The organism is uncultured Microbulbifer sp., from assembly GCF_947504145.1.
GTDB lineage: Bacteria > Pseudomonadota > Gammaproteobacteria > Pseudomonadales > Cellvibrionaceae > Microbulbifer.
Map to the genome: position 1 here is coordinate 254,973 of NZ_CANNGQ010000004.1, position 24,422 is coordinate 279,394.

At 54.8% G+C, this 24,422-nt stretch carries 29 protein-coding genes; 6 read left to right on the forward strand and 23 right to left on the reverse strand.

Annotated elements, in window-relative coordinates; translation table 11 throughout:
* Nucleotides 1–9 precede the first annotated feature (9 nt).
* The 6 genes from Q1A74_RS14325 (at nt 10) to Q1A74_RS14350 (ending at nt 5,878) form a co-directional block, all read left to right on the forward strand.
* Nucleotides 10–594 (forward strand): YqgE/AlgH family protein, encoded by a 585-nt coding sequence (locus Q1A74_RS14325; RefSeq protein WP_299597550.1) that lies wholly within the window; start codon nt 10–12, stop codon nt 592–594.
* Entirely contained in the window at nt 594–1,019 is a 426-nt protein-coding gene (gene ruvX, locus Q1A74_RS14330) for a Holliday junction resolvase RuvX (RefSeq protein ID WP_299597553.1), read from the forward strand. The genes Q1A74_RS14325 and ruvX overlap by 1 nt, the downstream gene beginning before the upstream one ends.
* A 69-nt stretch (nt 1,020–1,088) precedes the next feature.
* Nucleotides 1,089–2,033 carry a hydroxymethylbilane synthase gene (gene hemC / locus Q1A74_RS14335; RefSeq protein WP_299597556.1) on the forward strand — a complete coding sequence of 315 codons (945 nt, stop codon included), beginning with the start codon at nt 1,089–1,091 and terminating at the stop codon, nt 2,031–2,033.
* A gap of 18 nt (nt 2,034–2,051) precedes the next feature.
* The gene (locus Q1A74_RS14340) at nt 2,052–2,870 is read left to right on the forward strand and encodes a uroporphyrinogen-III synthase (protein WP_299597559.1); all 819 of its coding nucleotides are present in this window, start codon (nt 2,052–2,054) and stop codon (nt 2,868–2,870) included.
* 201 nt (nt 2,871–3,071) lie between these two features.
* Nucleotides 3,072–4,628 (forward strand): uroporphyrinogen-III C-methyltransferase, encoded by a 1,557-nt coding sequence (locus Q1A74_RS14345; protein ID WP_299597562.1) that lies wholly within the window; start codon nt 3,072–3,074, stop codon nt 4,626–4,628.
* A complete protein-coding gene (locus Q1A74_RS14350; protein WP_299597565.1) occupies nt 4,625–5,878 on the forward strand; it encodes a heme biosynthesis HemY N-terminal domain-containing protein in 1,254 nt (417 codons plus the stop codon). The genes Q1A74_RS14345 and Q1A74_RS14350 overlap by 4 nt, the downstream gene beginning before the upstream one ends.
* 138 nt (nt 5,879–6,016) lie before the next feature.
* Here the strand turns inward: Q1A74_RS14350 and Q1A74_RS14355 are convergent, their stop codons facing one another.
* From Q1A74_RS14355 to Q1A74_RS14460, 23 genes are all read right to left on the reverse strand, one after another.
* Complete coding sequence (locus Q1A74_RS14355; RefSeq protein WP_299597568.1) at nt 6,017–6,193, reverse strand: PLD nuclease N-terminal domain-containing protein; 177 nt, start codon at nt 6,191–6,193, stop codon at nt 6,017–6,019.
* Between the two features lie 57 nt (nt 6,194–6,250).
* Entirely contained in the window at nt 6,251–6,652 is a 402-nt protein-coding gene (locus Q1A74_RS14360; RefSeq protein WP_299597571.1) for a hypothetical protein, read from the reverse strand.
* Between the two features lie 161 nt (nt 6,653–6,813).
* Entirely contained in the window at nt 6,814–7,095 is a 282-nt protein-coding gene (locus Q1A74_RS14365; RefSeq protein WP_299597574.1) for an antibiotic biosynthesis monooxygenase, read from the reverse strand.
* 91 nt (nt 7,096–7,186) lie between these two features.
* The gene (locus Q1A74_RS14370) at nt 7,187–7,729 is read right to left on the reverse strand and encodes a hypothetical protein (protein ID WP_299597576.1); all 543 of its coding nucleotides are present in this window, start codon (nt 7,727–7,729) and stop codon (nt 7,187–7,189) included.
* A 141-nt stretch (nt 7,730–7,870) separates the two neighbouring features.
* On the reverse strand, nt 7,871–8,578 hold the full coding sequence (locus tag Q1A74_RS14375) for a hypothetical protein (protein WP_299597579.1): 708 nt from the start codon (nt 8,576–8,578) through the stop codon (nt 7,871–7,873).
* Nucleotides 8,579–8,733: 155 nt separating this feature from the next.
* Entirely contained in the window at nt 8,734–9,306 is a 573-nt protein-coding gene (locus Q1A74_RS14380; protein ID WP_299597584.1) for a hypothetical protein, read from the reverse strand.
* Nucleotides 9,307–9,373: 67 nt separating this feature from the next.
* Nucleotides 9,374–9,844 carry a DUF3592 domain-containing protein gene (locus Q1A74_RS14385; protein ID WP_299597587.1) on the reverse strand — a complete coding sequence of 157 codons (471 nt, stop codon included), beginning with the start codon at nt 9,842–9,844 and terminating at the stop codon, nt 9,374–9,376.
* A gap of 152 nt (nt 9,845–9,996) precedes the next feature.
* The gene (locus Q1A74_RS14390; protein ID WP_299597590.1) at nt 9,997–10,464 is read right to left on the reverse strand and encodes a nuclear transport factor 2 family protein; all 468 of its coding nucleotides are present in this window, start codon (nt 10,462–10,464) and stop codon (nt 9,997–9,999) included.
* A 146-nt stretch (nt 10,465–10,610) separates the two neighbouring features.
* Nucleotides 10,611–11,252, reverse strand: a complete 642-nt coding sequence (locus tag Q1A74_RS14395; RefSeq protein WP_299597592.1) for a hypothetical protein — start codon at nt 11,250–11,252, stop codon at nt 10,611–10,613.
* 128 nt (nt 11,253–11,380) lie between these two features.
* The gene (locus Q1A74_RS14400; RefSeq protein ID WP_299597595.1) at nt 11,381–11,866 is read right to left on the reverse strand and encodes a hypothetical protein; all 486 of its coding nucleotides are present in this window, start codon (nt 11,864–11,866) and stop codon (nt 11,381–11,383) included.
* Between the two features lie 140 nt (nt 11,867–12,006).
* Nucleotides 12,007–12,432, reverse strand: a complete 426-nt coding sequence (locus tag Q1A74_RS18435) for a GFA family protein (protein WP_367275406.1) — start codon at nt 12,430–12,432, stop codon at nt 12,007–12,009.
* Nucleotides 12,433–12,593: 161 nt separating this feature from the next.
* On the reverse strand, nt 12,594–12,917 hold the full coding sequence (locus Q1A74_RS14405) for a hypothetical protein (protein WP_299597597.1): 324 nt from the start codon (nt 12,915–12,917) through the stop codon (nt 12,594–12,596).
* Between the two features lie 128 nt (nt 12,918–13,045).
* On the reverse strand, nt 13,046–13,432 hold the full coding sequence (locus Q1A74_RS14410) for a hypothetical protein (RefSeq protein WP_299597600.1): 387 nt from the start codon (nt 13,430–13,432) through the stop codon (nt 13,046–13,048).
* 39 nt (nt 13,433–13,471) lie between these two features.
* The gene (gene ubiD / locus Q1A74_RS14415) at nt 13,472–14,935 is read right to left on the reverse strand and encodes a 4-hydroxy-3-polyprenylbenzoate decarboxylase (RefSeq protein WP_299597603.1); all 1,464 of its coding nucleotides are present in this window, start codon (nt 14,933–14,935) and stop codon (nt 13,472–13,474) included.
* A 161-nt stretch (nt 14,936–15,096) separates the two neighbouring features.
* Nucleotides 15,097–15,366 carry an RNA-binding protein gene (locus Q1A74_RS14420; protein ID WP_010133764.1) on the reverse strand — a complete coding sequence of 90 codons (270 nt, stop codon included), beginning with the start codon at nt 15,364–15,366 and terminating at the stop codon, nt 15,097–15,099.
* 296 nt (nt 15,367–15,662) lie between these two features.
* Nucleotides 15,663–16,922, reverse strand: a complete 1,260-nt coding sequence (rho, locus tag Q1A74_RS14425; protein ID WP_161859767.1) for a transcription termination factor Rho — start codon at nt 16,920–16,922, stop codon at nt 15,663–15,665.
* 428 nt (nt 16,923–17,350) lie between these two features.
* A complete protein-coding gene (gene trxA / locus Q1A74_RS14430; protein WP_299597612.1) occupies nt 17,351–17,677 on the reverse strand; it encodes a thioredoxin TrxA in 327 nt (108 codons plus the stop codon).
* A gap of 194 nt (nt 17,678–17,871) precedes the next feature.
* The gene (hemW, locus tag Q1A74_RS14435) at nt 17,872–19,146 is read right to left on the reverse strand and encodes a radical SAM family heme chaperone HemW (protein WP_299597614.1); all 1,275 of its coding nucleotides are present in this window, start codon (nt 19,144–19,146) and stop codon (nt 17,872–17,874) included.
* A 10-nt stretch (nt 19,147–19,156) separates the two neighbouring features.
* The gene (gene rdgB, locus Q1A74_RS14440) at nt 19,157–19,801 is read right to left on the reverse strand and encodes an RdgB/HAM1 family non-canonical purine NTP pyrophosphatase (RefSeq protein WP_299597617.1); all 645 of its coding nucleotides are present in this window, start codon (nt 19,799–19,801) and stop codon (nt 19,157–19,159) included.
* Between the two features lie 85 nt (nt 19,802–19,886).
* On the reverse strand, nt 19,887–20,336 hold the full coding sequence (locus Q1A74_RS14445; RefSeq protein ID WP_299597620.1) for a DUF4426 domain-containing protein: 450 nt from the start codon (nt 20,334–20,336) through the stop codon (nt 19,887–19,889).
* An 86-nt stretch (nt 20,337–20,422) separates the two neighbouring features.
* A complete protein-coding gene (metW, locus tag Q1A74_RS14450) occupies nt 20,423–21,013 on the reverse strand; it encodes a methionine biosynthesis protein MetW (RefSeq protein ID WP_299598386.1) in 591 nt (196 codons plus the stop codon).
* Complete coding sequence (locus tag Q1A74_RS14455; RefSeq protein WP_299597623.1) at nt 21,013–22,260, reverse strand: homoserine O-acetyltransferase; 1,248 nt, start codon at nt 22,258–22,260, stop codon at nt 21,013–21,015. Before Q1A74_RS14455 ends, metW begins: the two co-directional genes overlap by 1 nt.
* 96 nt (nt 22,261–22,356) lie before the next feature.
* Entirely contained in the window at nt 22,357–24,324 is a 1,968-nt protein-coding gene (locus Q1A74_RS14460) for a dynamin family protein (RefSeq protein ID WP_299597626.1), read from the reverse strand.
* Nucleotides 24,325–24,422: the final 98 nt, after the last annotated feature.

The window sequence follows — 24,422 nt, forward strand, 5'->3', positions numbered from 1 at the left end:
CCCGCGCCCATGCAGCCATCCAGTATCGACAGCGACCTCACCCACAACAGCCTGCGCGGCCAGTTTCTGATCGCCATGCCCGGCATGCAGGACCCGCGCTTTCACCAGTCCGTTGCCTTCATCTGTGAGCACGGCAGCGAAGGCACCATGGGCATCGTGATCAACGCGCCCAGCAATGTGACCTGGAAAGAGGTGTTCGGACAATTATCCCTGGACGACACCAGCCTGCGCGGCGACGAGCCGGTTCTGGTGGGTGGCCCGGTCGCTCAGGAACAAGGCTTTGTACTGCACGGGCGCGGCATGCAGTTCGCCTCCACCGCCGAAGTCTCCGACGACATCAGCCTGACCGCATCCAAAGACATCATCGAATCCCTTGCCTGCGGCCGCGGCCCCGACGACGTCCTGCTCGCCCTTGGCTACGCCGGCTGGGGGCCGGGGCAACTGGAGGAGGAAATCGCCGAGAACGCCTGGCTGACCCTGCCCGCCGAACCGGAAATCCTTTTCGCCACCCCCTGGGACAAGCGCTGGCAGACCGCCGCAGCCCGCCACGGCATCGACCTGACGGGGATAGGCACCCAATCCGGCCACGCATAATGAAGACCATCACTGCCCTCGCCTTCGACTTCGGCACCCGCTCCATCGGTCTCGCCTATGGCCAGAGCCTCACCGGGAGCGCCCGCGAACTGGAGCCACTGCCCGCCAAAGACGGCAAACCCGACTGGGATCGGGTGCAGCGCATCGTCAAAGAGTGGCAACCGCAAGTGCTGCTGGTGGGACTGCCGCTCAATATGGACGGCAGCGAAAGCGAGTTCGGCGCAAGAGCACGCAAATTCGGTCAGCGCCTGCACGGGCGCCTGGGGCTGCCAGTGGAATACGCCGACGAGCGCCTCAGCACCCGTGCCGCCAAAGATGAAGCCCGCGAGCGCGGCCACCGGGGGGACTACGCCAACCAACCGGTAGACTCCATTGCCGCGCGCATCTTTCTCGAAGACTGGCTGCGCCAGCAGGCCGACCGCTAGCGGCCGCCCCAACCGCGCATCAAACTGGTAGACTTGCGCGCAAATTTCCAACAGATCCGATTGCCGCGCATGTCCGACTCCCTATCCGCCCCCAACAACACCGTCCGCATCGCTACCCGTGAAAGTGCCCTCGCCCTGTGGCAGGCCAACTACGTCAAGCAACAGCTGGAACTGCACCACCCGGACCTCAACGTGGAACTGCTGCCGCTGACCAGCCGCGGCGACCAGCTGCTGGACATCCCGCTGAGCAAAGTCGGCGGCAAGGGCCTGTTCGTGAAAGAGCTGGAAAAAGCCATGCTGGAAGGCCGCGCGGATATCGCCGTGCACTCCATGAAAGACGTACCGATGGAATTCCCGGAAGGCCTGCACTTGCCGGTGATCTGCGAGCGCGAAGACCCCCGCGACGCTTTTGTGAGCAATCACTACCGCTCCCTCGACGACCTGCCCAAAGGCGCCGTGGTGGGCACCTCCAGTCTGCGCCGCCAGTGTCAGGTACTCGCCCTGCGCCCGGATCTGGAAGTGAAATTCCTGCGCGGCAACGTCAATACTCGCCTCGCCAAACTGGACGCCGGTAATTACGACGCCATCATCCTCGCCGCCGCCGGCCTGCTGCGCCTGGAAATGCGCGACCGCATCGCCGCCTTTATCGAGCCGGAAGTGCTACTGCCCGCCGGTGGCCAGGGCGCCGTGGGCATCGAGTGCCGTCGCGACCCGGCGCTGGAAGCACTCCTCGCCCCCCTGCATCACATCGACACCAGCCACCACCTGATCGCCGAACGCGCCATGGTGCGCCGCCTCAACGGCAGCTGCCAGGTGCCTATCGGTTGCTACGCCATCTTCGATGAAAGCGACAGCAGCAGACTGTATGTCCGCGGCCTGGTGGGCAGCCCCGACGGTATCACCATGCTCAGCGATGCCGTACACGGCGATGTGGCCGATGCCGAAGCCCTTGGCACCCGCCTCGCCGAACAACTGCTCGAAGCCGGCGCCGACAAAATCCTCGCCGCCATCTGACTCGGGTTATCCACACCTATGGCCACCGCGAACATGGACCTCAGCGGAATACGCATCCTGATCACCCGCCCCGCTCACCAGAGCGGCGGCTGGCGCGACCTGCTGGTAGCCGAAGGGGCGCTTGCAGACACCATCCCGCTACTGGATATCGAACCTATTGATCAGGGCGATCGCGCCCAGGCCATCAAGAGCCTGATTCTGGATTTCGATCAGTTCGACCACGCCATTTTTGTCTCGCAGAATGCAGTTCAACACGGCTTCGACTGGCTGGATAACTACTGGCCACAATTGCCCCAGGGCCCGCGCTACTACGCCATCGGCGCCGCCACCGCGCGCGCTCTCCGGGCGCGGGGCGCGGTACCCGAGGCTGGCAATACCGGCGAAGAGGGTGAAACGGGCAAGAGCACCATGGATTCCGAAGCCCTGCTGGCCCTGCCATCGCTTCTGCAGCCACAAGGTGAGCGCGTCATCCTGTTCCGCGGACAGGGCGGCCGCCCACTCATCGGCAGCGCACTTGAGGAGCGCGGCGCCCGAGTGGACTACTGCGAACTCTACCAGCGCACCCTGCCAGGCGATGCCACCGAACAAGTGCGCACCTACGGGCATACCCCCGATGCCATCACCGTGCACAGCGGTGAAACCCTCGACAACCTGCACCGGGTGATCGAAACCAGCGCGCGCGACTCTCTGCGCCACGCCGTTTTAATCTGCCCCAGCGAACGCGTCGCCAGCCACGCACGCGCACTGGGCTTCCCCCGTGTACACGCGGCCGTCAATGCCGGCGACGGCGCCATGCTGGCAGCACTGAAAGACGCACTGGCCGCCGACCATTCCTGAATACACGCCATTGTCGGTAAAAAATTTCATTTCCGCGCCAGAGTCCGTATAAAGAACCGCTTCAGTCGCTATAATTTGGCGACAAAATTTCTTCCAGCGTTTGCGGCAATCCGTCCCGCTTCACTGCACAACCGGCTGCGCAACCGTTAGAAACTCAGGTGCCACGCGCACCTCTGGCATCCACTCTGAGCAAGCGAGTCCATGAGCGATAAAAAAGCCCCGCCGTCCTCTACTCCGGAAAACAGTGGCGACAAGAAAGCCACGGACAAAGATCTGCCCAAGGATGTGCCAGTAGTGACTCGCAAAGCCGAGACCAAGAGCAATTTTGCCAAGGCGGCAAAAGGCACCTCCCAGACCAGAGGAAAAACCGACGGCAAATCCACTGCGGGAGCCGGCAATAAACCGCCGCGCGCGCGCACCGCAAAAAAAGGCCGCGGGTGGACCTGGTTCTGGCTTTTGTTACTGGCACTGATCGCCGCCGCCGTGGCCGCCTGGTATCTGGTGCCCGGCGTCCGTCAGGAAGTAGGCCAACACTTGCAGGCGTTACCGGTCGTCGGCAAACACTTTGCCAGTGATTCCCGCAGCGCCACTAGCCCCACACCGTCTCAGCAAAACACCGCAACCAGCACCAATACGGCAAGCGATTCAGACAGCGCACCGTCCAGCAGCGCTACAGTGGATGCCGACACCGGCTCTGCAGCCACCACACAGCAGCAACCGCCACAACCCGAGCAGCCGATGCTGCAGCCTGAAGAGTCGCGCCCGACCCCGCCACCCTCCGCCACATCACCCTCCTCGCCGGAGTTACCAGCGAATACGTCACCGGTACCGCCACAGGACCAGAGCGCGCAACTGATCGGCGAATTGCGCCAGCAGCTTACCCAGCAGAACCAGCAGCTGTCCGCGCAGAGCCAGACCATCCAGCAGTTGCAGCAGCAGCTGGCCGGCCTGCAGCGCAATGTCACCGCCCAGGGTGCGCGCCTCAGTCAACTGGGGAACGCCAGTCGGGAAGACTGGCAACTGGCGGAGGCAGACTACCTGCTGCGCCTGGCCAACCAGCGCCTCATGCTCGAACAGGACAGCCGCGCCGCGCTGGGCCTGCTAAACGAAGTGGATACCATCGTGCGCCAGGTGGACCTGCCCGACCTGTACGGTGTGCGCCAGCAACTGGCGCGGGATATTACTGCGCTCAAACTGGTGGAGAATGTCGATCGCGAGGGACTTTACCTGCGCCTGCGCGCGCTGGAAGAGCAGATGGTCAAACTGAATATCCAACCCCAGTTCGACCTCGCCAAACGGGATGCCGCAGCAGCTCAGACCCAAGCCGACAATAAAGCAGTGGGCGAGGACCATGTCCGCTCCAGCTGGGACAACTTCCTCAACTTCCTCAAAGGCTCCGTACGTATTCGCGATGGCGAAGTGGACCCGGTACTGCTGTCTCCGCAGAGCGAAACGCGATTCCGCCAGAGCCTGCGCCTAAACATGGAACAGGCTGAGCTGGCGGTACTGCGCGCCGACGACACAGTGTTCAAGGACGCACTCAACCACGCGCGACAATTGCTGCTCGATTACGGGGTGGACAACCCCCAGCGCGCAGTGATCCTGCGCGAGCTGGAAGAGCTCAGTCAGGAAACCATCAAAACCGACCTGCCGAACCTGAGTGCCTCACAGACTGCCCTGCGCAACTACATCAACAGAATGCACAAAGTATCCTCGGGGCAATCCGCCGACAGCGGTAACGGAGGCAGCTACCAGTGAAACGCTTCCTTTTTTTCGCGCTGGTACTACTGCTCGGTGGCGCACTTCTCGCAGAAGCCATGCGCTCCTATCCCGGCTATGTGCTACTGACTATCGGTGGCGACGCCGGCAAACGTATCGAGATGAATCTGTGGGTCGCGGTAGGCGGGCTGGTACTGGGCGTTCTCGCCCTGTTCCTCGCCATCTGGCTGCTGCGCAGCCTCGCTCGCGCCATTGAGGGCAGCGTCAGCCGTATCCGCTTTGGTCGCAGTCGTATGGCGCGTCGTCGTCTCACCAACGGCCTGGTGGAATACATGGAAGGCAACTGGGCACGTGCCCGCCGCCTTCTGCTGAAAAGCGCCGCACGCTCCGACGCACCCATCATCAATTACCTGGCCGCCGCGCGCAGCGCATTTGAGCTGGGCTACCGCGACGAAGCCAACGAACTACTCGCCAAAGCCGAAGCCACCGGCGACGACACCCAGCTCGCCGTCGCCATCAGCCAGGCCCGCATGCAATTACTCGACAAGCACTACGAGCAGTGCATTGCCAGTCTGCAACGCGCCATGCAGGAAGAACCCAACCATCCGGCGCTACTGCAGTTATTGCGCCAGGCCTATTACCACATCGGCGAGTGGAACGGCCTCAGGGAATTGCTGCCACGGCTGGAAAAACACGGCACCATGCCCGAATCCCAGCTTCAGCAACTGGAGCTCGAGGTCTACCAGAACCTGCTGCGCGAAGCCGCAAATCGCAAAGATAAAGAAAAACTCCGTGAGATCTGGCAAAGCCTCAACGGCCGCTGGCAGCGCAATATCGAACTGCGCAATCTCTATGGGGAAATGCTGCATAAGATAGGTGACGACGTAGAAGCAGAAAAGCATCTGCGCTGGATTCTGAACCGGGAATGGCGTGGGGATACCGTACGCCTCTACGGCCACCTCACCGAGGCCGACGCCAACCAGCAACTGTCGGTAGCCGACGGCTGGCAAAAGGAGTACGGAGAGAACGCCGACCTCCTCACCTGCCTCGGCCGCCTGTGCCTGCGCAACGAAATCTGGGGCAAGGCGCGGCAGTATTTTGAGAAAAGCCTGCTGCTGCGTTCTGACCCGGTTACCTCTGCAGAGCTTGCCCGCTTACTGTTTGCCCTGGGAGAGAAAGAACAGGCCGCACGCCTCTACGAACAGGGCCTGCTGCAGGCCGTATCCAATCTGCCGAAGCTACCCCTGCCCGATCAGAGCACCGGCATGCTCAGCACCAAAGCGTCCTGAACCCACACCCAGGAGATCAGAAAAATACTCTCCGCCCGGGCTCCCGGCTGGCAAGCACTAGCAGGAACCTGAAAGGCAAGGCCCAAGGCTTGCCGGCCAAATCAACCAGCCGGCACACCGGGCCTAGCGGCTACAACTTCAGCCGGCCCGACCACCTGGGCCGAGGAAAAACCACGCAACAACACCGATGATCGGAAAGACCAAAACAATCAACACCCACACCAGCTTTTTAAGACCGCTCGCCGAACTCTGCACGATCTTGATGATGGCGTAGATATCTACAATAAGAATCAGTAAGCCAAGCAAACCTTCCATAAATCACTCCTTTTGAGCGCCCTATAAGACAAGCAGTGAGTATAGGTGGAGCGCTATTCACTCCACCCGTTGCCAGACCTCATATTCAACCCGAACATCATCCTCCCAGCGGGAATTGCGCCAAACGCCCTCATCAATTTCCGCCACAAATGTAAAACGCGCCCCGGGCTTCTCACCGAATGAGTTAAACGTTAATTCCTCAACGTATTGCCCCCCAGAAAAAGTGTAGGTACCCGATCCAGATGCCCAAAAAGCATCCGCCTTCATCGAAGTAAAACTGAAGTAAGAGCCGGAAATAATCTTCAATGACTTGAGGCCGAGCGATTCATAGGCAATCATCTCACCATGCTCATTACGGTATTCCCCAGCCACCAGCTCCCACACACCTTCAACATCGGACGCCATGGCATCCATCGACAAAATAGCGCTAAACAATAAAAACACAAAAAATTTTTTCATTTACATAACCCGACATCAAATACAGACATAGCTTCCACCGCCCGATAGAGCGAGGCACCGACAATACAAATCGCTTCTGGTTGACTTTTTCGTTCCTGACTGACTCTTCCATTTTGGAAGTGGAAGGATCTACTCGCGCATGCCGAATGCACCATAAAAAATCAATTCGTTTCAAAGATTTGGTAATAACGCTCCGCTCCGCTGGAAACCTGCCCCCATTTAGAGCCCCTCACTCTATCCTGATGCTCGTTAAAGGTTTCCCGGCTCGAAAATTCTTCATACACATTAAACCGATTATTATTCACCGCATCTTGCTCTACAATGAATCTCAGACAGCCGCTCTCTTTTCTTGTGAGATTGATATGAATAGGTAACTCATTTAGAACTGCTTCAAGATCAAGCTCGGAAACCAGTAAATACCCCTCTAAAATTACTTTGCTCAATATTCGATTCCTTTTCGGTAAATCGCTCACCCGGCAGGCCATCTCGCGAAAAGCGATAGAATACGGCCAACTTCAAGAACACTGTTATAAGTCAGAACCTGATTCCCGCATTGAGATTAAATAACAGGACACGGGCTACCGTTTCACCAGGACTACCGACAAATTGAAATTTCACTTCAGGTCCCAGTGTAATATTATTTCTGAAAATCAATCCGCCTTTAAAAGATGCCTCAGCCATAGACCGAATTTTATTTTTTTCAATGCCGAATTCAGCTGCCCCAACTCCAGCTGTGCAACCTAAATATGCATTTAGGTCATCATCTATAGTGTACTCTTGGACAAAGCTAACCCCAGCCGATATTGATTTATAATCATGGACACTCTCAATTTGAGAACTCCCGTCCGGATCAAGCAAGGTAATATCAACGTAATATGGCTTGGAGAAAGGCACCCAGCGCAGGCCTTTCGCAGCGTTAGAATCGAGGCTTAACTTCGAATATCGGTTGCCGTTGACTTCGTACTCATCCGCATCAGCTTTAACCGTAGCCGATGGAGCGTATGAGATGATCAATTCATTCGCAGAACAAGTAACTGCGGCGAATAATATTAGAGGTAAAAGATGAATTGCTTTCACTATTTTACCCGTATAACGCCCAGCGCAGGCGCAGCCAGCGCGGAGCGCATTTTGTGTTAATGTTTGAACGCCAGCGGGTAACATAAAAGGTGCGTAGCGTTGGCTGTCGCTCTGCCGCTGATTGTTAGCACCTTTGACGAGCTAAGGGGCCAAATAATTTGTGATAGTAATACTTTGAATATCAACCAAATCTGAAGAACCATCATAGTCACGGAGATTATCATTCAGCTCCCCAAGTTGATCAGTAAACTCATTCAGCTGTGGGTAGTAATCGCTTGATAAAACAGTTTCTTTATCGCGCCCAGAAAAAAGAACCGCCTCTACATTTGTTAAGACGTTGCCGCGCACCAAATTATCATATGTACTCTTAGTGAAACTTCCATGATAAAGCATAGTCAACTGTAAATACCCGTCCACATTGGTGAACTCATACGAAAGATCGCGTCCTTCAATAGTGCAACACCAACCTACAGCATCCCCATAGCTATACGTAAAGGAGTACTCTGTTTGGCCGCAAATTTCAGAGTCGTTTACACTCCGACAGCCCGTACTATAAACGAGCGCAAAGTCCTGCCCCATAACATCACCACTTCCATCTGTAGCCACCACAACTTTTATTCGGATATTGTGGGCGTCTTCTCGTGACACGTTATTTGCAAATCGCACAACGACCTCAAATGAAGGGGGGTCACTTGAAAGTATTTCGGAGGAGGTAAAGCTTTCTACTTCAGGGAGCTTATCTACTGGATCAGGACCGTTATTGTCGTTACTGCTGTTGCCGCCGCCACATGCGAACAGTAGACCCGCAATAGAAGCGAGAGTGATCAAATGTAGAATTTTACTAATCATATATTACATCTACGTTTTGGCTAATATATTTGGGGCAAAACTAAGTGCTAACGCCGCGATCAGCCGCGGCTAACCTTGCGCACTAATGGTAGCGAAGCGACTGCACGTAAAGTGCGTAAAGTGCGTAAAGTTAGGCGTCGGCCTGCAGCGCATTGTTAACCATTGCCCAGGCACTGTCGAAGAACAAAAAATGTTTCTTCGTCAATTGGCCGTTCCGAACGGTATACTCGATCTACCAGCTTCACAAAGTATACTCTTTGCAAATGTGGCCATTTTTCCAGAATTTTTGATGTGGCCGTAACGCTAGAAACCCCTTTCTTTTTGAGCGTATTTAAATTGTAAAGTGCAGAATCGTAATAACTGCATGTATAAATTTTTTCCGAGTATTCAAGGCCAACTTTATCAAGGCAATTTGAAAGCATTATGGATTTAGCATGAACATGATTATTAATCGTTTCCGACTCTAAAGTATTTACGAGCTCATCCCTAAGATCATTGCGAAATTCAATATCAGCTTTATGCTGCCGCAACTTTTCCAACTCTCCAGTTCTTTCGAACACGGTTGAGAATATGTACTCTTGGTATTTTGAATTTATATAACATTGCCACGCTCTATCACTGGGATCCCGTTCAAGCGCTGCACTATAGAAACCCTCGAGCCTATCGTATGAATGCGCGTTTACCACTGTAAAAATAGTAGATAGAAATGCAATTATTTTCAGTTTCATTACTTACCTATGGTTAACGCCTTCCCCTGCAGCACCTTGTTACGTTTGGGGTTCCTATTTTGATCGATTAACGGGCCAATACCGAAGTTAAAAACCATCCGTAGCCAAATACCGCAATGCTATAAATGATGAACAGTACCGGTATCACCACGGCGGACAGCCTACTAAAACGCTCCATCTCGATGTATGCATCTTTAGGGGATCCCGGAATCACGCGTACTTTCAGCTTTTCGCCTTCTTTATACCGACTCAGTAGATCATGCTCGATATTATTATCTTTAAACAGCTGAGGCGAACGAAGTAATGGTGTGTCAGAGCGGTACTTCGCTCCACTGTATTCATACTCAAACTCAATCTGAGCCTCGTATACTCTCTGCCCTTCAGTATTCGTAAAATTTTTCAGCTTTGATGTGGTAATTTTTGCATCAACTAAAGGTAACGAGTTCCATCTCTTATTTACTCGTGAATAGACAAAGGTTTGAGCAAAACCCAAGCCAAAAATTACAACTAACCCAATGTACTTCAAAATTCCAAACATCGTATTTTCTCACTAGGAAACGTAACGCCCAGCGCAGGCGCAGCCAGCGCGGAGCGCATTTTGTGTTAATGTTTGAGCGACAGCGAGTAACATAAAAGATGCGTAGCGTTGGCTGTCGCTCTGTCGCTCTGTCGCTGATTGTTATGTGGGACTTACTCGTGGTACTTCCGGATTACTGCGACCTTGCCCTGATCCATTTCCAAGATTTCCATCATGGTTTGACTATACTCGACTTTTTGATTGCTTTGAGGATGGATACCCTTTGCCTGATCCTTGTACCTTAGGGCAATTGCCGAGTCATTGAATATAAAAACTTCAAGAAGTTCAGCGCTATATTCCGTATGAGAACCCAGATAGAAGATCATACCCTTGCGCATGGACTCTTTACCCCCAGGCTTGCGAGTACCATCTGTTTCCCAAGGTAAATGGGTATGACCTATATCATCGGTTAGGAGCTTAAGATAGCTTTCCAGATCTTCATTGGTAGCATCGGGAGATTGTGTGGCCACCATTTTTTCAAAATAGTTGTGCGCGAAAGCCTTCAGATCTTTTCCTGTATCAGAGGCATAGAGTTGACTAGAAATCAATAATAGAATTACAGCCAATAATACTCTTTTCATTTAGAACTCCGCTTCTCGATCTTCACATAACGCCCAGCGCAGGCGCAGCCAGCGCGGAGCACTTTTTGTGTTAATGTTTGAGCGCCAGCGAGTAACACAAAAGGTGCGTAGCGTTGGCTGTCGCTCTGCCGCTTATTGTCTTATTGTTAAGCACTTGGATCACTGATATTCGACCAGGCATCGTGTGGGATTATGTCGATACCTAGATCATCATAGACCTCGGTAGGGCGCCAGCTACGATGTTTTTTATTTAAAAGATCATCTTCCTCTCGCGTAATCCAAACCACCCGGTAATACTTTATAAGTATGTGATAGTAGGTTTCCTTGTCGATAGGATCATGCTGATGGAATACATCTCTAAAGAATGAAATTGGCGTCCAATGCTCATACCTTAGATTTTTGAATACTTCTCTTGTACTTTTATCCTTCACTTCGAAGGGTAATTTCCCAGTTATATCCTCGTAGCTTTCTTTCTTCTCCAAGAGATCCAATGCTTTTTTTGAGATAAACGGAAAATCTTTCCACGGCCATTCACGAACCACTTCGTTACCGACAAATGCAAGGAAACGATCTCCATATAAGTCCTTATTGTTACAATATATTTTGTGAAGAAGCTCGAGAACTTCAGCAAGATGGAGCATTCTTTTTTGGATATTAGCAACAACTTGCGACTCTGAAATTTCTCCTTCACTCGAAGAATCACAGGAAGGTCGCTTGCTCATTTTGAGCATCTTGGTGCCACTTTTTTCCCACTGATTTCTTACTAAGATGGCTTTATCTTCACTCATACTACTTACCTGAATGTGCTTAACGCCGCGATCAGCCGCGGCTTACTTTGTGTGCTTTTTGCACGAAAATAGGAGCGCAGCGACCGTGCGAAAAGTGCACAAAGTAAGACGTCGGCTGCATTGCATTGTTAGAGCTGCCCCTCAAGGTCTTGCTTAATGATACTTAAACTCACCGAACTACTAAGCGGTGTTGTATTGATGCTTAAAGTAGCTCCGCTTTTTAGCTTCCAAGCAATTCTTGGATACTCGCCTTTATTCTCTGAAACACTAACAATCTCTCCTTCAGGCTCCAAGTATCTTTGATACTTTTGAAAGCTGAAAGATGCAGACTCTGAATCTGGATATTTCAGATTAAGAAGTTGGCTCGTTACAATCGAGTTAATGCAGGAATACATAATTAATACAGGATATCCATCATGGACTCCGTTAAAAGCCAGCGTATCTCCTTTTCTAAGATTCACAATAATTGATTTATCAATCTCTTTGGAGCCCAGAGAGCGCTCCACTTCTTTGACGTATGAACACTTATCTCCCAGGTCAATCCCGCGAATTTTCTCCGCGTAAGCGTGACCGGATAGCGTAAAGAGAATAAATAAAGTAGTTGCGACTTTCATAGCTCTAACGCCGCGAGCAGCGGCAGCTTACTTTGGGCGCTTTATGCGCAAAAATGGGAGCGAAGCGACCTGCGCATAAAGTGCACAAAGTAAGCTGTCCGGTGGAGGCCCGCAGGGCCGGAACGAACTGCCTCGCTTTGTTAAAACTTCCCTGGCAGCGCCGGAAACTCCGGGCTACCCTGGATGCCATCAACCCAAGTACATCTATCTTCACAAAAAATTCTATCATCTGGCGTAATGTGTACATCTTCATTGAGACTTCCGGCCGGTACGACTAAAAATGTACCTAACCGGTTTACATATGGCACGCTAGAACCACATACTTTACAAAACTGTTTTGCCCAGCTTTTAGCGGACTCCAGCTCGAAGCGCTGGATTAGCTCTTTTCCCGAACGCCAAGAAATATTTTCGGGTTGGGTAAAAATGCTCGAAGCATGGGCAGAACCTGTAGCGTGCCTACATCTAGAACAATAACAGATATGAAATGAAGAGATTTCTCCATCTATTTCATATTTGACGGCTCCACATAAACATTGACCTGAAGCCTTCTCAAATTTTCGACTCATTTTCTGGCCTCATTAGTTTTAACGCCGCCGGCAGGGGCAGCTTACCTTGTGCGCGTTTTGCGCAAAAATGGGAGCGCAGCGACCTGCGCAAAACGTGCACGAGGTAAGCTGTCCCGCGGAGGGCCGAAGGCCCGTAGCAAATTGCCCGGCCTTGTTATGCATTACTCGGCACGGACTTTGCCGATTACCTCGGCACTACTTATCTCAAGACACAAGCCGCCAGCATAAAGGCAACCATCTTTCACAAAAGGTTGTGAACCGTAAGTATCTTGGCCAATTTTTTCTATAGCCTCAGATAACGGAACACCAACTAAATTTTTATTAGCAACGATAATCGCTTGATCCAGCATCTTTTGAGACGTGTCATCACTTGCGGCCTGGTACGTCAAGGTAATCCCGTGATCCAATTTTGCGAATGCATATGCAACAAACCAACCGATATTACTCAAAACCAACAGCATTATGAGCGCTGTATTCTTCTTCAATGACTCTCAACTCCTAGAGATGCATAACAGTTTTATTCAAAAGCCCCAGATCTAGGCAGACTGCCTAGATCTGGAAGGACATTTCCAGTATTAGGCAAAATGCCTATATCTGGATATATGGGTGGAGCCTAAATTTCCACATCTAGGCATTGCTCAACAAGTCCTTCGACGATCCTGTGTCCCAGGTTCGCGCTTTCCGCCAGCCTTCTATTCGCCGCCCATGCCTGGGCTGATTGGCTCCACCGACCGCCGATACGACGAACTTCGTTGCGTAAATGTGTTTCTTCGAATCCGATTTTCAACGCCACCCATTTTTTGTCCGGCGTGTGCCGAGGGAGAGCTCTCTCTTGCCTTTTATAGGCATCGCGCGCGGATACGATGATTTCTACCGTGGTGTAGACGGTTTTTTTGCAGGGCGACCTTCTGTAGCGAACGGCACAGAGCTGCTGTCCGTACTTTTCGGAGTACCGCTTGGTGCCGTCATCTCCGGGTTTAAAGGTTTTTATAACGTCCATGTTTCCTCCGCTGTCCTAGCATCTATCCATGTTGTTTTTTTAAAGCCCGAGTTTGTCCCAGATCTCATCCACTTTTTGCGTTACTTCTGGATCTTTTACAATCGGGCGCCCCCATTCCCGTGCTGTTTCCCCTTCCCATTTATTGGTGGCATCAAATCCAATTTTTGATCCCAGGCCGGAGACCGGTGAGGCGAAGTCGAGGTAGTCGATTGGGGTGTTTTCCACCATGACAGTGTCCCGCGCCGGGTCCATTCTTGTGGTCATGGCCCAGATCACATCATTCCAGTCCCTCGCGTTGACGTCATCGTCGGTAACAATCACGAACTTGGTGTACATGAATTGGCGCAGAAAGGACCACACGCCCATCATTACGCGCTTCGCATGACCCGGGTATTGCTTCTTCATGGTGACAACGGCCAGGCGATAGGAGCAGCCCTCGGGTGGCAGATAGAAATCGACGATTTCTGGAAACTGCTTGCGCAGAATCGGTACGAAGACTTCGTTCAACGCTTCACCCAACACGGCGGGCTCATCGGGTGGGCGGCCGGTATAGGTGCTGTGGTAGATGGGATCTTTACGGTGGGTGATTTTTTCTACGGTGAATACCGGAAAGCTGTCGACTTCGTTGTAATAGCCGGTGTGGTCGCCATATGGGCCCTCGTCCGCCATATCTTCCGGGTAGATGTATCCTTCCAGCACGTATTCAGCGCTGGCAGGCACTTGCAGGTTGCTGAGCCTGGCTTCTGCCACTTCGGTTTTGCCGCCGCGCAATAGACCTGCGAAGGCGTACTCAGATAGCGTATCGGGAACTGGGGTTACTGCGCCAAGAATGGTCGCGGGGTCGGCGCCGAGTGCCACAGCAATGGGGAAGGGCTCCCCCGGGAATTGCTGTTGCCAGTCGCGGAAATCCAGAGCGCCGCCGCGGTGGGACAGCCAGCGCATAATCAGGCGGTTTTTACCGATAAGCTGCATGCGGTAAATGCCGAGGTTCTGACGTTTCTTTTCCGGGCCGCGAGTGATGACCAGCGGCCAGGTGACCAGAGGTGCGGCATCGCCCGGCCAGCAGGTCTGAATCGGCAGGGCTGTGAGATCGACGTCTTCGGCGCTGATTTCATACTGCTGACAATCGGCCTTGCTCACCACCTTCGGGCCCATGTTCATGACCTGTTTAAAGATGGGCAGCTTGTCCCAGGCGTCGCGGATACCCTCTGGCGGCTGCGGTTCTTTCAGGAATGCGAGCAGTTCGCCCACTTCCCGCAGTTCGCTGACGGATTCGCGCCCCATACCCAAAGCGACACGTTCGGGGGTACCAAACAGGTTGGCGAGTACCGGTGTGTCGTAGCCCACGGGGTTTTCAAACAGCAGTGCGGGGCCACCGGCGCGCAATACGCGGTCGGCAATTTCTGTCATTTCCAGGTAGGGGCTGACGGGGTGTTTGATGCGTTTCAGGAGGCCGCGCTTTTCCAGTAATCGGATGAAGTCGCGCAGGTCTTTGTATTTCATGTTTTACCGGTCGACGAGAAATTCGAACGCCAGTGTAAAACAGTCGGGAAAAAAAAGGGAATTGGCACCGTACCAGGCGGTATGGCGAAATGCGGGGAGAGAGTTTTGAACAGCCCGCAGAATACTGCGGGCTGCCGAGCTTCTAGACGCTAATGCGTGTCTTAGAAGCGAGGACGACGCGGACGGTCTTCGCGCGGCTTGGCTTCGTTAACACGGATGTTACGGCCAGACAGCGGCTGATCATTCATTTCTTCGATAGCCTTACGCGCTTCGTCGTCGTTCGGCATTTCTACGAAACCAAAACCTTTAGAACGGCCAGTTTCCCGGTCAGTGATTACAGTAGCCCGGGAGATTTCACCGAATGCACCAAAAGCTTCGTGCAGTTCGTCAGAGGTTACGCCGTAGGCCAGATTTCCGATATAGATATTCACAAAAAAGTCTCACTAGAGTCAGTGGGCTGTCGAGCAATTCACAAATGGTAACCAGCTCCACCGAGTTCACCATTTGAGATTGGTCCAGAATCGCTCGACTTCCCAGCCGCGCGAGACCAATTCGGGTAGTGCTGAAATACTGTTCAACACAACAATGTTGGCCTTTATATGCCTATCGCAATGCCTTTTCAACTGAATTCGGCGTAATTTCACGCCTGTTTTATCGCATTGCAAAAATTGTCCGTTCCATGGAAAAAAGGCCTGCAGATTGCGCAGGCCTTTATTCTGTATCGGAATTATTTCCGTTTCATGGACAGGAAGAACTCGTCGTTGGTCTTGAAGTCCTTCAGCTTGTCGATCAGGAATTCAGTGGCGGCCAGGTCTTCCATATCGTGCAGCAATTTGCGCAGGATCCACACCCGCTGCAGCTCGCCTTCCGGCATCAGCAGCTCTTCGCGGCGGGTACCTGAGCGGCGCACGTTGATGGCCGGGTAAACGCGCTTCTCGGCGATCTTGCGGTCCAGCTGCAGCTCCATGTTACCGGTGCCTTTGAACTCTTCGAAAATCACTTCATCCATCTTCGAGCCGGTGTCTACCAGCGCGGTGGCGATGATGGACAGGCTGCCGCCTTCTTCGATATTCCGAGCGGCACCAAAGAAGCGCTTGGGACGCTCCAGGGCGTGCGCATCCACACCGCCAGTGAGGACTTTACCGGAGCTGGGCACAGTAGTGTTGTACGCACGTGCCAGGCGGGTAATGGAGTCCAGCAGAATCACTACGTCTTTCTTGTGCTCGACCAGGCGCTTGGCCTTTTCGATCACCATCTCAGCCACCTGCACGTGACGGGCCGGCGGCTCGTCGAAGGTGGAGGCAACCACTTCACCGCGCACGGAGCGCTGCATCTCGGTAACTTCTTCCGGGCGCTCATCGATCAACAGTACGATCAGGTGGCACTCTGGATTGTTACGGGTGATGGCCTGGGCGATGTTCTGCAGCATGATGGTCTTGCCCGCTTTAGGCGGTGCAACAATCAGGCCACGCTGACCTTTGCCGATGGGTGCGACCAGGTCGATGATACGACCGATCAGGTCTTCAGAAGAGCCGTTGCCGCACTCGAGCCCAAGACGATCGTTGGGGAACAGCGGCGTGAGGTTTTCAAACAGAATCTTGCTGCGCGCATTTTCCGGCTTGTCGAAGTTGATCTCGCTGACCTTCAGCAGTGCGAAGTAGCGTTCACCTTCTTTGGGGGGACGGATTTTGCCGGAAATGGAGTCGCCGGTGCGGAGGTTGAAGCGGCGGATCTGACTGGGAGAAACATAGATATCATCGGGGCCTGCGAGGTAGGAAGAGTCGGCAGACCGCAAAAAGCCGAACCCGTCCTGAAGAATTTCCAACACCCCCTCGCCGTAGATGTCTTCACCGCTTTTGGCGTGGCGCTTGAGGATATTGAAAATGATGTCCTGTTTGCGCGAGCGGGCGAGGTTTTCGAGCCCCATGCCCTTGGCAATTTCAATCAGCTCTTCAATAGGTTTGGTTTTTAATTCAGAAAGGTTCATACCAATTGCTTTATTTAGGTTTCTTCTGTCATTTGGCGCGGACGCACCGGAAGTGTTTGCGGGGGGATTTGAAAGTTCGATGTTGATAATGCCCGTATCGACTGGTCGACGGATTAGCTGCCCGCACGCTACTCACTTAAATACAATTTGAACACAGATGACCACTCACATTGGCACACAGGTCTTGGCAGAGGTGCCGGAAGGGGATCGCTCAAATTGAGGAGTTTGCGCCGGAGAGGCTGTGACGACAGCGGGGTTGGCGACTTGGCTCAGGTCTGTACTGAACAGTTACTTTGATTACTAGGCAGTATAACGGCAGTTCGGCATCCTGCAAGGTCTATTTCTCGGGCAATCGAGCCCTTACCCGGCAGCGACCAAAACGATACGGGGTGCCCTGCGATTGGCAGGCAGCACCCCGCTCAGGCAGATCAGATCTGGCTGTCGATAAACTCGGTCAGCTGTGCGCGGGACAGAGCACCCACTTTGGTGCCTTCCACGTTACCGCCTTTGAACAGCAGCAGGGTGGGAATACCACGCACGTTGTACTTGGCCGCAGCTTCCTTGTTGGCATCTACGTCGACTTTGACGATTTTCAGCTGATCGCCGTAGTGGCCGGACAGGTCTTCCAGGACCGGGGCGATCATCTTGCAGGGACCGCACCATTGGGCCCAGAAGTCTACCAGTACCGGGCCATCGGCTTTGAGTACTTCGGCTTCAAATTCTGCGTCGGTGACGTTGACGATGTTCGCGCTCATAGTGCTTTCCTGTGGTTCTGTTTCTTAAGGCCTAACGGCTGCGCCGGCAGACATGAAGCGGCCGCGCCGGCAAACATGATAAGTACGGCCAGCAAGCCCCGCAAGGCAAATGGTCTCGCCACCATTGACGATTCGTCGCAATAGCGGGCGTTTGGGGCTATATGTGGGCGCCAGTCGCCTTTTCAAGGGCTGGATCAGTCTTCGCGCAGGAAGCGCTGAAGAATCTCGTCCACATAGTCATAACCAAATTCTGTGGCGCCAATCTTTGGCCCCAATGGCGCCACCAGCTCCATCGTCTGCAGGCGGGCCCACTCTCCCTTGATGGCCGACAGGGGAAGCCCGGTATAGGCGGAAAAACTCGCCACAGGCACACCAGAAGACAGGCGCAGGGTGTTCATCAGAAACTCCAGCGGCCGCTCCTCCACGGCCACATCGGTGGTTTTCGGCAACGGGAACACCTGCCCGCCCTCCCCAATGGCACAACCCAGTGCAAGGTAATCCCGCGGGGTGCGCGTGCGCTGAGTGCGAATGATGCGTCCGCTTTCCGGCAGGGTGAACTTACCGTGGGCGCCCGCACCGATGCCGATGTAATCGGCAAACGACCAGTAATTGAGATTGTGGCGGGAAGCGAGGCCCTCGCGCGCGTAGGCGGATACCTCGTAACGCCCGTAGCCCTCCCCAGCCAGATAGGCGCGGCCGGCCCGCTGGATTGCCGCTATCTGCTCGGAACCGGGGGTCACCGGGGGCGCGGAGTAAAAGGCGGTATTGGGCTCGATGGTGAGCTGATACCAGGAGATATGCTCCGCCTCAAGCTCGACCGCCCGCTTGAGGTCCCGCAGTGCATCCACCTCGCCCTGCCCCGGCAGGCCGTGCATCAGGTCGATATTGATATTGTCGAAGCCCGCTGCTCGCGCCTGGGTAGCCGCCGTCTCCGCTTCCGGGCCCGAGTGGATACGGCCAAGATTTTGCAGTTGCAGCGGGTCAAAGCTCTGCACACCGATGGACAGGCGATTAACCCCGGCCGCGTGATAGCCAGCAAATTTCGCCTGCTCGAAGGTGCCCGGATTGGCCTCGAGGGTGATTTCGATATCCGGTGTAAAGCCCACCAGGGATTCCGCCAGATTCAGAATCCGCTCAATGGCCAGGGGCGAAAACAGGCTGGGCGTGCCACCACCAAAAAAGATGGACCCCAGCGTGCGACCCTGCACCCAGGCCAGCTGGCTGCGCAGATCCCGCTCCAGCTGATCGACATATTCGGCTTCGGGCAGATGGCTTGCCGCCGGCACGCTGTTTGCGCCGTGGCGAATATCCACATGCGCACCCGTGGCGACTTCGTGAGCGCCGGCAGCTACTTGGTGAGAATTAAAATCGCAATATGGACATTTGCGCACACACCAGGGGATATGCACATACAGGCTCAGCGGCGGCAGCGCGAGAGGGGGAGTAGAGGGAAGAATTTCTGGGCTCAACGTATTCGACTCAAATCAGCTTTTTGCCCGTATTGGCATGGCGCAAATTGTCGGGCACCACCATTTCTTCATGCCACAACTGCTCGAACTTTTTTACCGCCTGGGCACGGTGGCTCAACCGGTTTTTCACCTCCCGAGGCAGCTGCGCCGAGGAGAGCTTTTCCGAGGGCACGTAAAACAGGGGGTCATAACCAAACCCCTGATCGCCAGCAGCCCGGCTAAGAATCTGCCCGGGCCAGTACGCGGTGCACACCAGCGGCACCGGGTCGTCTGCGCTGCGGACAAAAGCCAATGCACAATGAAAGGCGGCGGTGCGCTTTTCCGTGGGTACATCCTCCAGCGATTCCAACAGCTTGCGGTTATTGTCCTCATCGCTGGCGCCCACACCGGCAAAGCGTGCGGAGTAAATTCCCGGAGCGCCATCGAGCGCGTCCACTGCCAAGCCAGAATCGTCTGCCAGCGCCGGCAAGCCACTGACACGGCTGGCGTGCCGCGCCTTGATTAGAGCATTCTCAATAAAGCTGAGGCCGGTTTCCTCCGCTTCCTGTTCCAGAAAGTCCGATTGCGGCAATACGGCAATCTGCCAGCCGGAAAACAGCTGTGAGAATTCCTTGAGCTTGCCGGCATTGCCGCTGGCGAGGACGATTTTATCCATGGGGTTTTCGGCTCCGCTTTTCAGGTTCCATAAACAGAAACAGCGGGCTCATTCGGCCCGCTGTAGCACAATACTGCTGAGAAAATCAGTTCTTGTGCAGCTGCCGGCGGAAGGTGAGCTGCTGGGTACTGCCATCGGGCAGAACCAGATCAATATTGAAGGTGAGGTTTTCTTCATCGTTAAAACGGAAGGGCGCCAGATAATAGACCGCTTTGTTGTCACGCACTTCCTGGAAGTCCAGGTTCCGCGACTGCTGGATCAGGTTGGTGGCGTTGCCAGACACACCGGCGCTCACGCCCTCGGTGCCGTCTTTTTTACTCACGGAAATATTTACAAAGGCGCGGTCCGCCGCGCGCACCAGATTATAGTGGCGGGCAATTTCCGGAGAAATAAAATCGCTGTTGAACACCGAGTACGTCACTCGGTAGTCACCAAAATTCTGATGATTCTCAATGGTCTTCGCACCCTGTGCGGCCGCCGCGGCCGCCCACAACAGCAGGGCCACAGAGATAAATGCTGCAAACAGACGTTTCACGGCGTCCTCCTTTGTATTCTTTAACAGTGTCCTGCTATCGCCCCTCCACTGAAGGTGGCGCGCTTAACAACAATCTACTCTTTATATTAGCGAGTCAGATGGTAAATCGCCGTTTCTCCGAAAAGATTCGGCAAAAAATCCTTCAAAACTCCGGATACCGGGGATTCCGAGACTACCTGCCGGTGCAAAATCTGCCAGCTGTGCTCGCGACAGAGCACCTCAAAATCCTTGAAAGTACAAAAGTGAATATTGGGCGTGTTGTACCATTCAAAAGGCAATAAGTCGGATACCGGCATACGCCCCGAGACCGCCAGGTGCCAGCGCGCCTTCCACTGACCGAAGTTGGGAAAGGTGATGATGCACTCGCGCCCGACGCGCAGCATTTCCTCTACCACCAGGTGCGGGAAGCGCAGGGTCTGCAGAGCCTGGGTCATCACCACCGTATCAAAACTCTGGTCGGCGAAATTCTTTAGGCCGTTGTCCAGGTTCTGCTCGACTACGCTCACTCCGCGCTCAATACATTTCTGGATCTGGCCCGGGTCAATTTCGAGACCGTAGCCACCGACCTTTTTTTCTTTCTCCAGCCGCGCCAGCAAAGCGCCGTCGCCACAACCGAGATCCAACACCCGCGTTTCGGGCGCGATCCAGTTGTGAATAATATCGAGGTCCTTGCGCATCATGACGACACCTCGCTGTTCTTTCCATCGCTCATTTCGTTACGTTGCTCGGCATCTTGCTCGCCCGCCACATTATTCATGTAGGCCGCAAAAAGATTTTCGTAACGCGGGTTGGGCAGCAGGAATGCATCGTGACCCATGGGCGACGCCACTTCGGCGTAGCTCACCGGAATATTGGCGTGCATCAGCGCGTCGGCAATTTCCCGGGAGCGATCCGGCGCAAAGCGCCAGTCAGAAGTGAACGATACCAACAAAAACTTGCAGCGGGCGTGGGAGAAGGCCTTTACCGGGTCATCGTCGTATTCTCGCGCAAGATCGAAATAGTCCAGCGCGCGAGTCATCAGGATATAGGTATTCGGGTCAAAACTGCTGGAAAAGGTGTCCCCCTGGTAGCGCAGGTAACTCTGCACCTGGAATTCCACCAGTTCCTCCACGCCCTGCTGAAAAGTACCGGAGCGCAATTCGCGGCCAAATTTTTTGCCGAGGCCATCGTCCGAGAGATAGGTGATATGCCCGATCATCCGCGCTACCGCAAGGCCGTGACGAGGCAGCGTTTCCGCCTCCAGATAACGTCCGTCGCGAAAATCCGGATCGGAAGTAATCGCCTGCCGGGCGGTTTCATTGAATGCGATATTCTGCGCGGACAGCTTCATGGCCGAGGCGATCACCACACAGTGGCGCAGGCGGTCGGGATATTCCAGTGCCCAGCGCATGGCCTGCATACCACCGAGACTGCCACCCACCACGGCAGCCCACTGCCCGATGCTGAGATGATCTGCCAGCTGCGCCTGGCTGTGTACCCAGTCCCGCGCGCGCAGGGGCGGGAAATCCGGGCCCCAGGGTTTGCCGGTCTCGGGATTGATGGAAGTGGGGCCGGTTGAACCGTGGCAGCCACCCAGATTGTTCAGGGAGACCACGAAGAATTTGTTGGTATCGATGGGTTTGCCCGGGCCGATATAGTGATCCCACCAGCCGGGGCGCTTGTCGTTTTCGCTGTGGAAACCTGCCGCGTGATGGTGCCCGGAGAGCGCGTGGCAGATGAGTACGCCGTTGCTTTTATCGGCATTGAGAGTGCCGTAGGTTTCATACACCAGGGTGTATTCGTCCAGCACACGACCGCAGGCCAGCTTGAAGGGGCCGGGAAAGGTATGGCTTTGCGGCTCGACGATGCCGACAGAATTGGCGGGCAGCCCTGCCGACTTTCCTGAATTGGGAGTGTGCGCTTCCGTGGTCAAAATCTTTCGCATGTGGTTGCTGGGCGGGGCGCCAGTTTACGAAAGGTGGGGGCGGGAGTACACCTGTAGCGTCAGTGGTGTTTCACCGCCCCATCACTTCGCATCTTCTCAGGAAGTCGCTGGAGCCTTTAATGGCGTGACGTTATTGGCAACCGGCGCCGGCGGAATCGGCTGGGGTGCAGCCTGGGTCTGTTTGAGCAGGTCTTCCAGCCCACCCAGCGCATTGTGGTTCCGCACCAGCTCTTCTTCCAGCGCACGCAGGTCGGTGCGTTTGCTCTGGGTTTTCTGCTTCAACTCCGTGAGCTTGATCAGGTGGCGGTTGAGCAAGTGCTTCTGGTACTGCACGTGCTGACGCAACGGCTCCAGCACGCTGTCGAGCCAACCGTCCACAGCAGAGATCATCTGGCTGTACATGCGCCCCACCTCATTTGCCAGAGTCGCCACAAAGCGCTCGGTCAAGCGATTCCGGCGGGCCAATAGCAGCTGGGGTGAACGGCGCAGCTGTGCGGCCTGACGGTGCAGACCGCGCAGGGCCGCGCGGAAGCCGGCGATATCGAAGTGTTGTTCAGCGGAAATGATGTTGTTCAGGGTGGAGCGGTCATAAACCGCGTCGACCAGGCGATTGGCCTGATCCACTTCGCGCTCGAGATTGCTGAGCTGGTGCTCAACACCACCCATAAATCCATCGATGGCACGGGCCAGCCCCAGGGGAGACCAGCGCTCATTGAGTGCATAACGCGTTTCATCAATCAGTTGCTGCAACTGCTGGCTGGAAACCGGGGCGAGCAACGAGGCGCGCTGACGGGCGAGCATGCGCTGACTGGATTTCAGGGTCAGCAGTTCCTGATGACAGAATTTGTGCTGCTCCTTGGCGGTGGCGTGCAGCTGCTTCAGTTCTTCGATCTGCTCCGGGCTGGTGGCGCCGTGACGCTTCAGGTGCTCCAGGGTGGCGCGGCCGCTGTTCAGGCGGCGCTTCAGCAGGTCGCGGGTGTCGGCCATCAGGGTCAGCGCCTGATGCAGGGAGCGGTGGTTGGCGACCTTGTCGCGATGCTCCATCAGACGCTGCACCAGCAGTTTTTCAAATTCGCCGAAGCAGCTCTGCTGCAGCAGTACCGGGTCGCGCTCGGCGCGGGCCAGCAGGGCTTTTTTCGCGGACACGCCCACCACATTTTCCTGCGGCAGATCCAGCAACTTGCTCACCTCTGCACGCATCTTGCGCAGCATCTGGTCGGCGTCTTCGTCAGGGTCGTCCCACAAAACGTCGATCTTGTTCAGCAGTGCCATGACGGAGGTGCCGCGGTGCTCTTTCAGCGGCACCAGGTGGGTTTCCCACATGTTCAGGTCAGTGCCGCTGACGCCGGCGTCCGCAGAAAGCAGGAAGGCCACGGCCTGGGCACTGGGCAGGGTGGAGAGGGTTAACTCGGGCTCGTTGCCCAGAGCATTCAGCCCGGGCGTATCGATAATGCGCAGCCCCTGAGCGAGCAGCGGATGCGGCAGCGAGATCAGTGCGTAGCGCCAGGCCGGGATCTGCACCAGATTGCCATTGCCATCGAGATGACGGCGGTCGAAGCCGTAGCGGGCGGCCTCCTCCGGGGTCACGGCCTTACTGGCGGCCACTTTCATCAATGCGTTGCGGGTTGCTTCGGCATCGTCCGGATCAAAATCAAAGTTCACCCACTTCTGCGGGATGCGGCGGAAGCTTTCCAGGCTGGTGTTGGTCGCCAGAGTCTCGATGGGCAGCAGGCGTACCGAGGCCTGGGCACTGCCGTCACTGAAGATCTCGGTGGGGCACATGGTGGTGCGGCCCGGGCGCGACGGCAACAGGCGCTTGCCGTAGGTATGTGACAGCAGTGCGTTGATCAACTCGGTTTTGCCGCGGGAGAACTCGCCTACCAGCGCCACCGTGAACTGGTCTTCCACCAGCAACTGACGCGCCTGCTGTACCACCTGGCGGGCGCCGGCGGAGTTGGGAAAATGCTCTTCCAGCCATCCGTTAAAGTAATTTAACTGGCCATCGAGCCCCTTTTTCCAACGGTCATAATCGGCGATATGCTGGCGCAAGGTCACATCTTCCATGTTTAGGTGTTCTTATTGTTACTGCTGGCTAGAAAGTAACCGCCCTGATAGCTGTACTGACACTGCGGGCACAGAGTTACTTACGGATTTGCCGCCCA

Bases quoted from the DNA above. Each gene is read 5' to 3' on its own strand.
- Q1A74_RS14455 (WP_299597623.1), bottom strand. From the start codon at position 22,260: ATGCGAAAGATTTTGACCACGGAAGCGCACACTCCCAATTCAGGAAAG.
- Q1A74_RS14385 (WP_299597587.1), bottom strand. From the start codon at position 9,844: ATGTTTGGAATTTTGAAGTACATTGGGTTAGTTGTAATTTTTGGCTTG.
- ubiD (WP_299597603.1), bottom strand. From the start codon at position 14,935: ATGAAATACAAAGACCTGCGCGACTTCATCCGATTACTGGAAAAGCGC.
- metW (WP_299598386.1), bottom strand. From the start codon at position 21,013: ATGCGCAAGGACCTCGATATTATTCACAACTGGATCGCGCCCGAAACG.
- Q1A74_RS14395 (WP_299597592.1), bottom strand. From the start codon at position 11,252: ATGAGTGAAGATAAAGCCATCTTAGTAAGAAATCAGTGGGAAAAAAGT.
- Q1A74_RS14325 (WP_299597550.1), top strand. From the start codon at position 10: ATGCAGCCATCCAGTATCGACAGCGACCTCACCCACAACAGCCTGCGC.
- ruvX (WP_299597553.1), top strand. From the start codon at position 594: ATGAAGACCATCACTGCCCTCGCCTTCGACTTCGGCACCCGCTCCATC.
- Q1A74_RS14410 (WP_299597600.1), bottom strand. From the start codon at position 13,432: ATGGACGTTATAAAAACCTTTAAACCCGGAGATGACGGCACCAAGCGG.
- Q1A74_RS14375 (WP_299597579.1), bottom strand. From the start codon at position 8,578: ATGATTAGTAAAATTCTACATTTGATCACTCTCGCTTCTATTGCGGGT.
- Q1A74_RS18435 (WP_367275406.1), bottom strand. From the start codon at position 12,432: ATGAGTCGAAAATTTGAGAAGGCTTCAGGTCAATGTTTATGTGGAGCC.
- Q1A74_RS14390 (WP_299597590.1), bottom strand. From the start codon at position 10,464: ATGAAAAGAGTATTATTGGCTGTAATTCTATTATTGATTTCTAGTCAA.
- hemC (WP_299597556.1), top strand. From the start codon at position 1,089: ATGTCCGACTCCCTATCCGCCCCCAACAACACCGTCCGCATCGCTACC.
- rdgB (WP_299597617.1), bottom strand. From the start codon at position 19,801: ATGGATAAAATCGTCCTCGCCAGCGGCAATGCCGGCAAGCTCAAGGAA.
- Q1A74_RS14345 (WP_299597562.1), top strand. From the start codon at position 3,072: ATGAGCGATAAAAAAGCCCCGCCGTCCTCTACTCCGGAAAACAGTGGC.
- rho (WP_161859767.1), bottom strand. From the start codon at position 16,922: ATGAACCTTTCTGAATTAAAAACCAAACCTATTGAAGAGCTGATTGAA.
- Q1A74_RS14340 (WP_299597559.1), top strand. From the start codon at position 2,052: ATGGCCACCGCGAACATGGACCTCAGCGGAATACGCATCCTGATCACC.
- Q1A74_RS14380 (WP_299597584.1), bottom strand. From the start codon at position 9,306: ATGAAACTGAAAATAATTGCATTTCTATCTACTATTTTTACAGTGGTA.
- trxA (WP_299597612.1), bottom strand. From the start codon at position 17,677: ATGAGCGCGAACATCGTCAACGTCACCGACGCAGAATTTGAAGCCGAA.
- Q1A74_RS14360 (WP_299597571.1), bottom strand. From the start codon at position 6,652: ATGAAAAAATTTTTTGTGTTTTTATTGTTTAGCGCTATTTTGTCGATG.
- Q1A74_RS14460 (WP_299597626.1), bottom strand. From the start codon at position 24,324: ATGGAAGATGTGACCTTGCGCCAGCATATCGCCGATTATGACCGTTGG.
- Q1A74_RS14355 (WP_299597568.1), bottom strand. From the start codon at position 6,193: ATGGAAGGTTTGCTTGGCTTACTGATTCTTATTGTAGATATCTACGCC.
- Q1A74_RS14400 (WP_299597595.1), bottom strand. From the start codon at position 11,866: ATGAAAGTCGCAACTACTTTATTTATTCTCTTTACGCTATCCGGTCAC.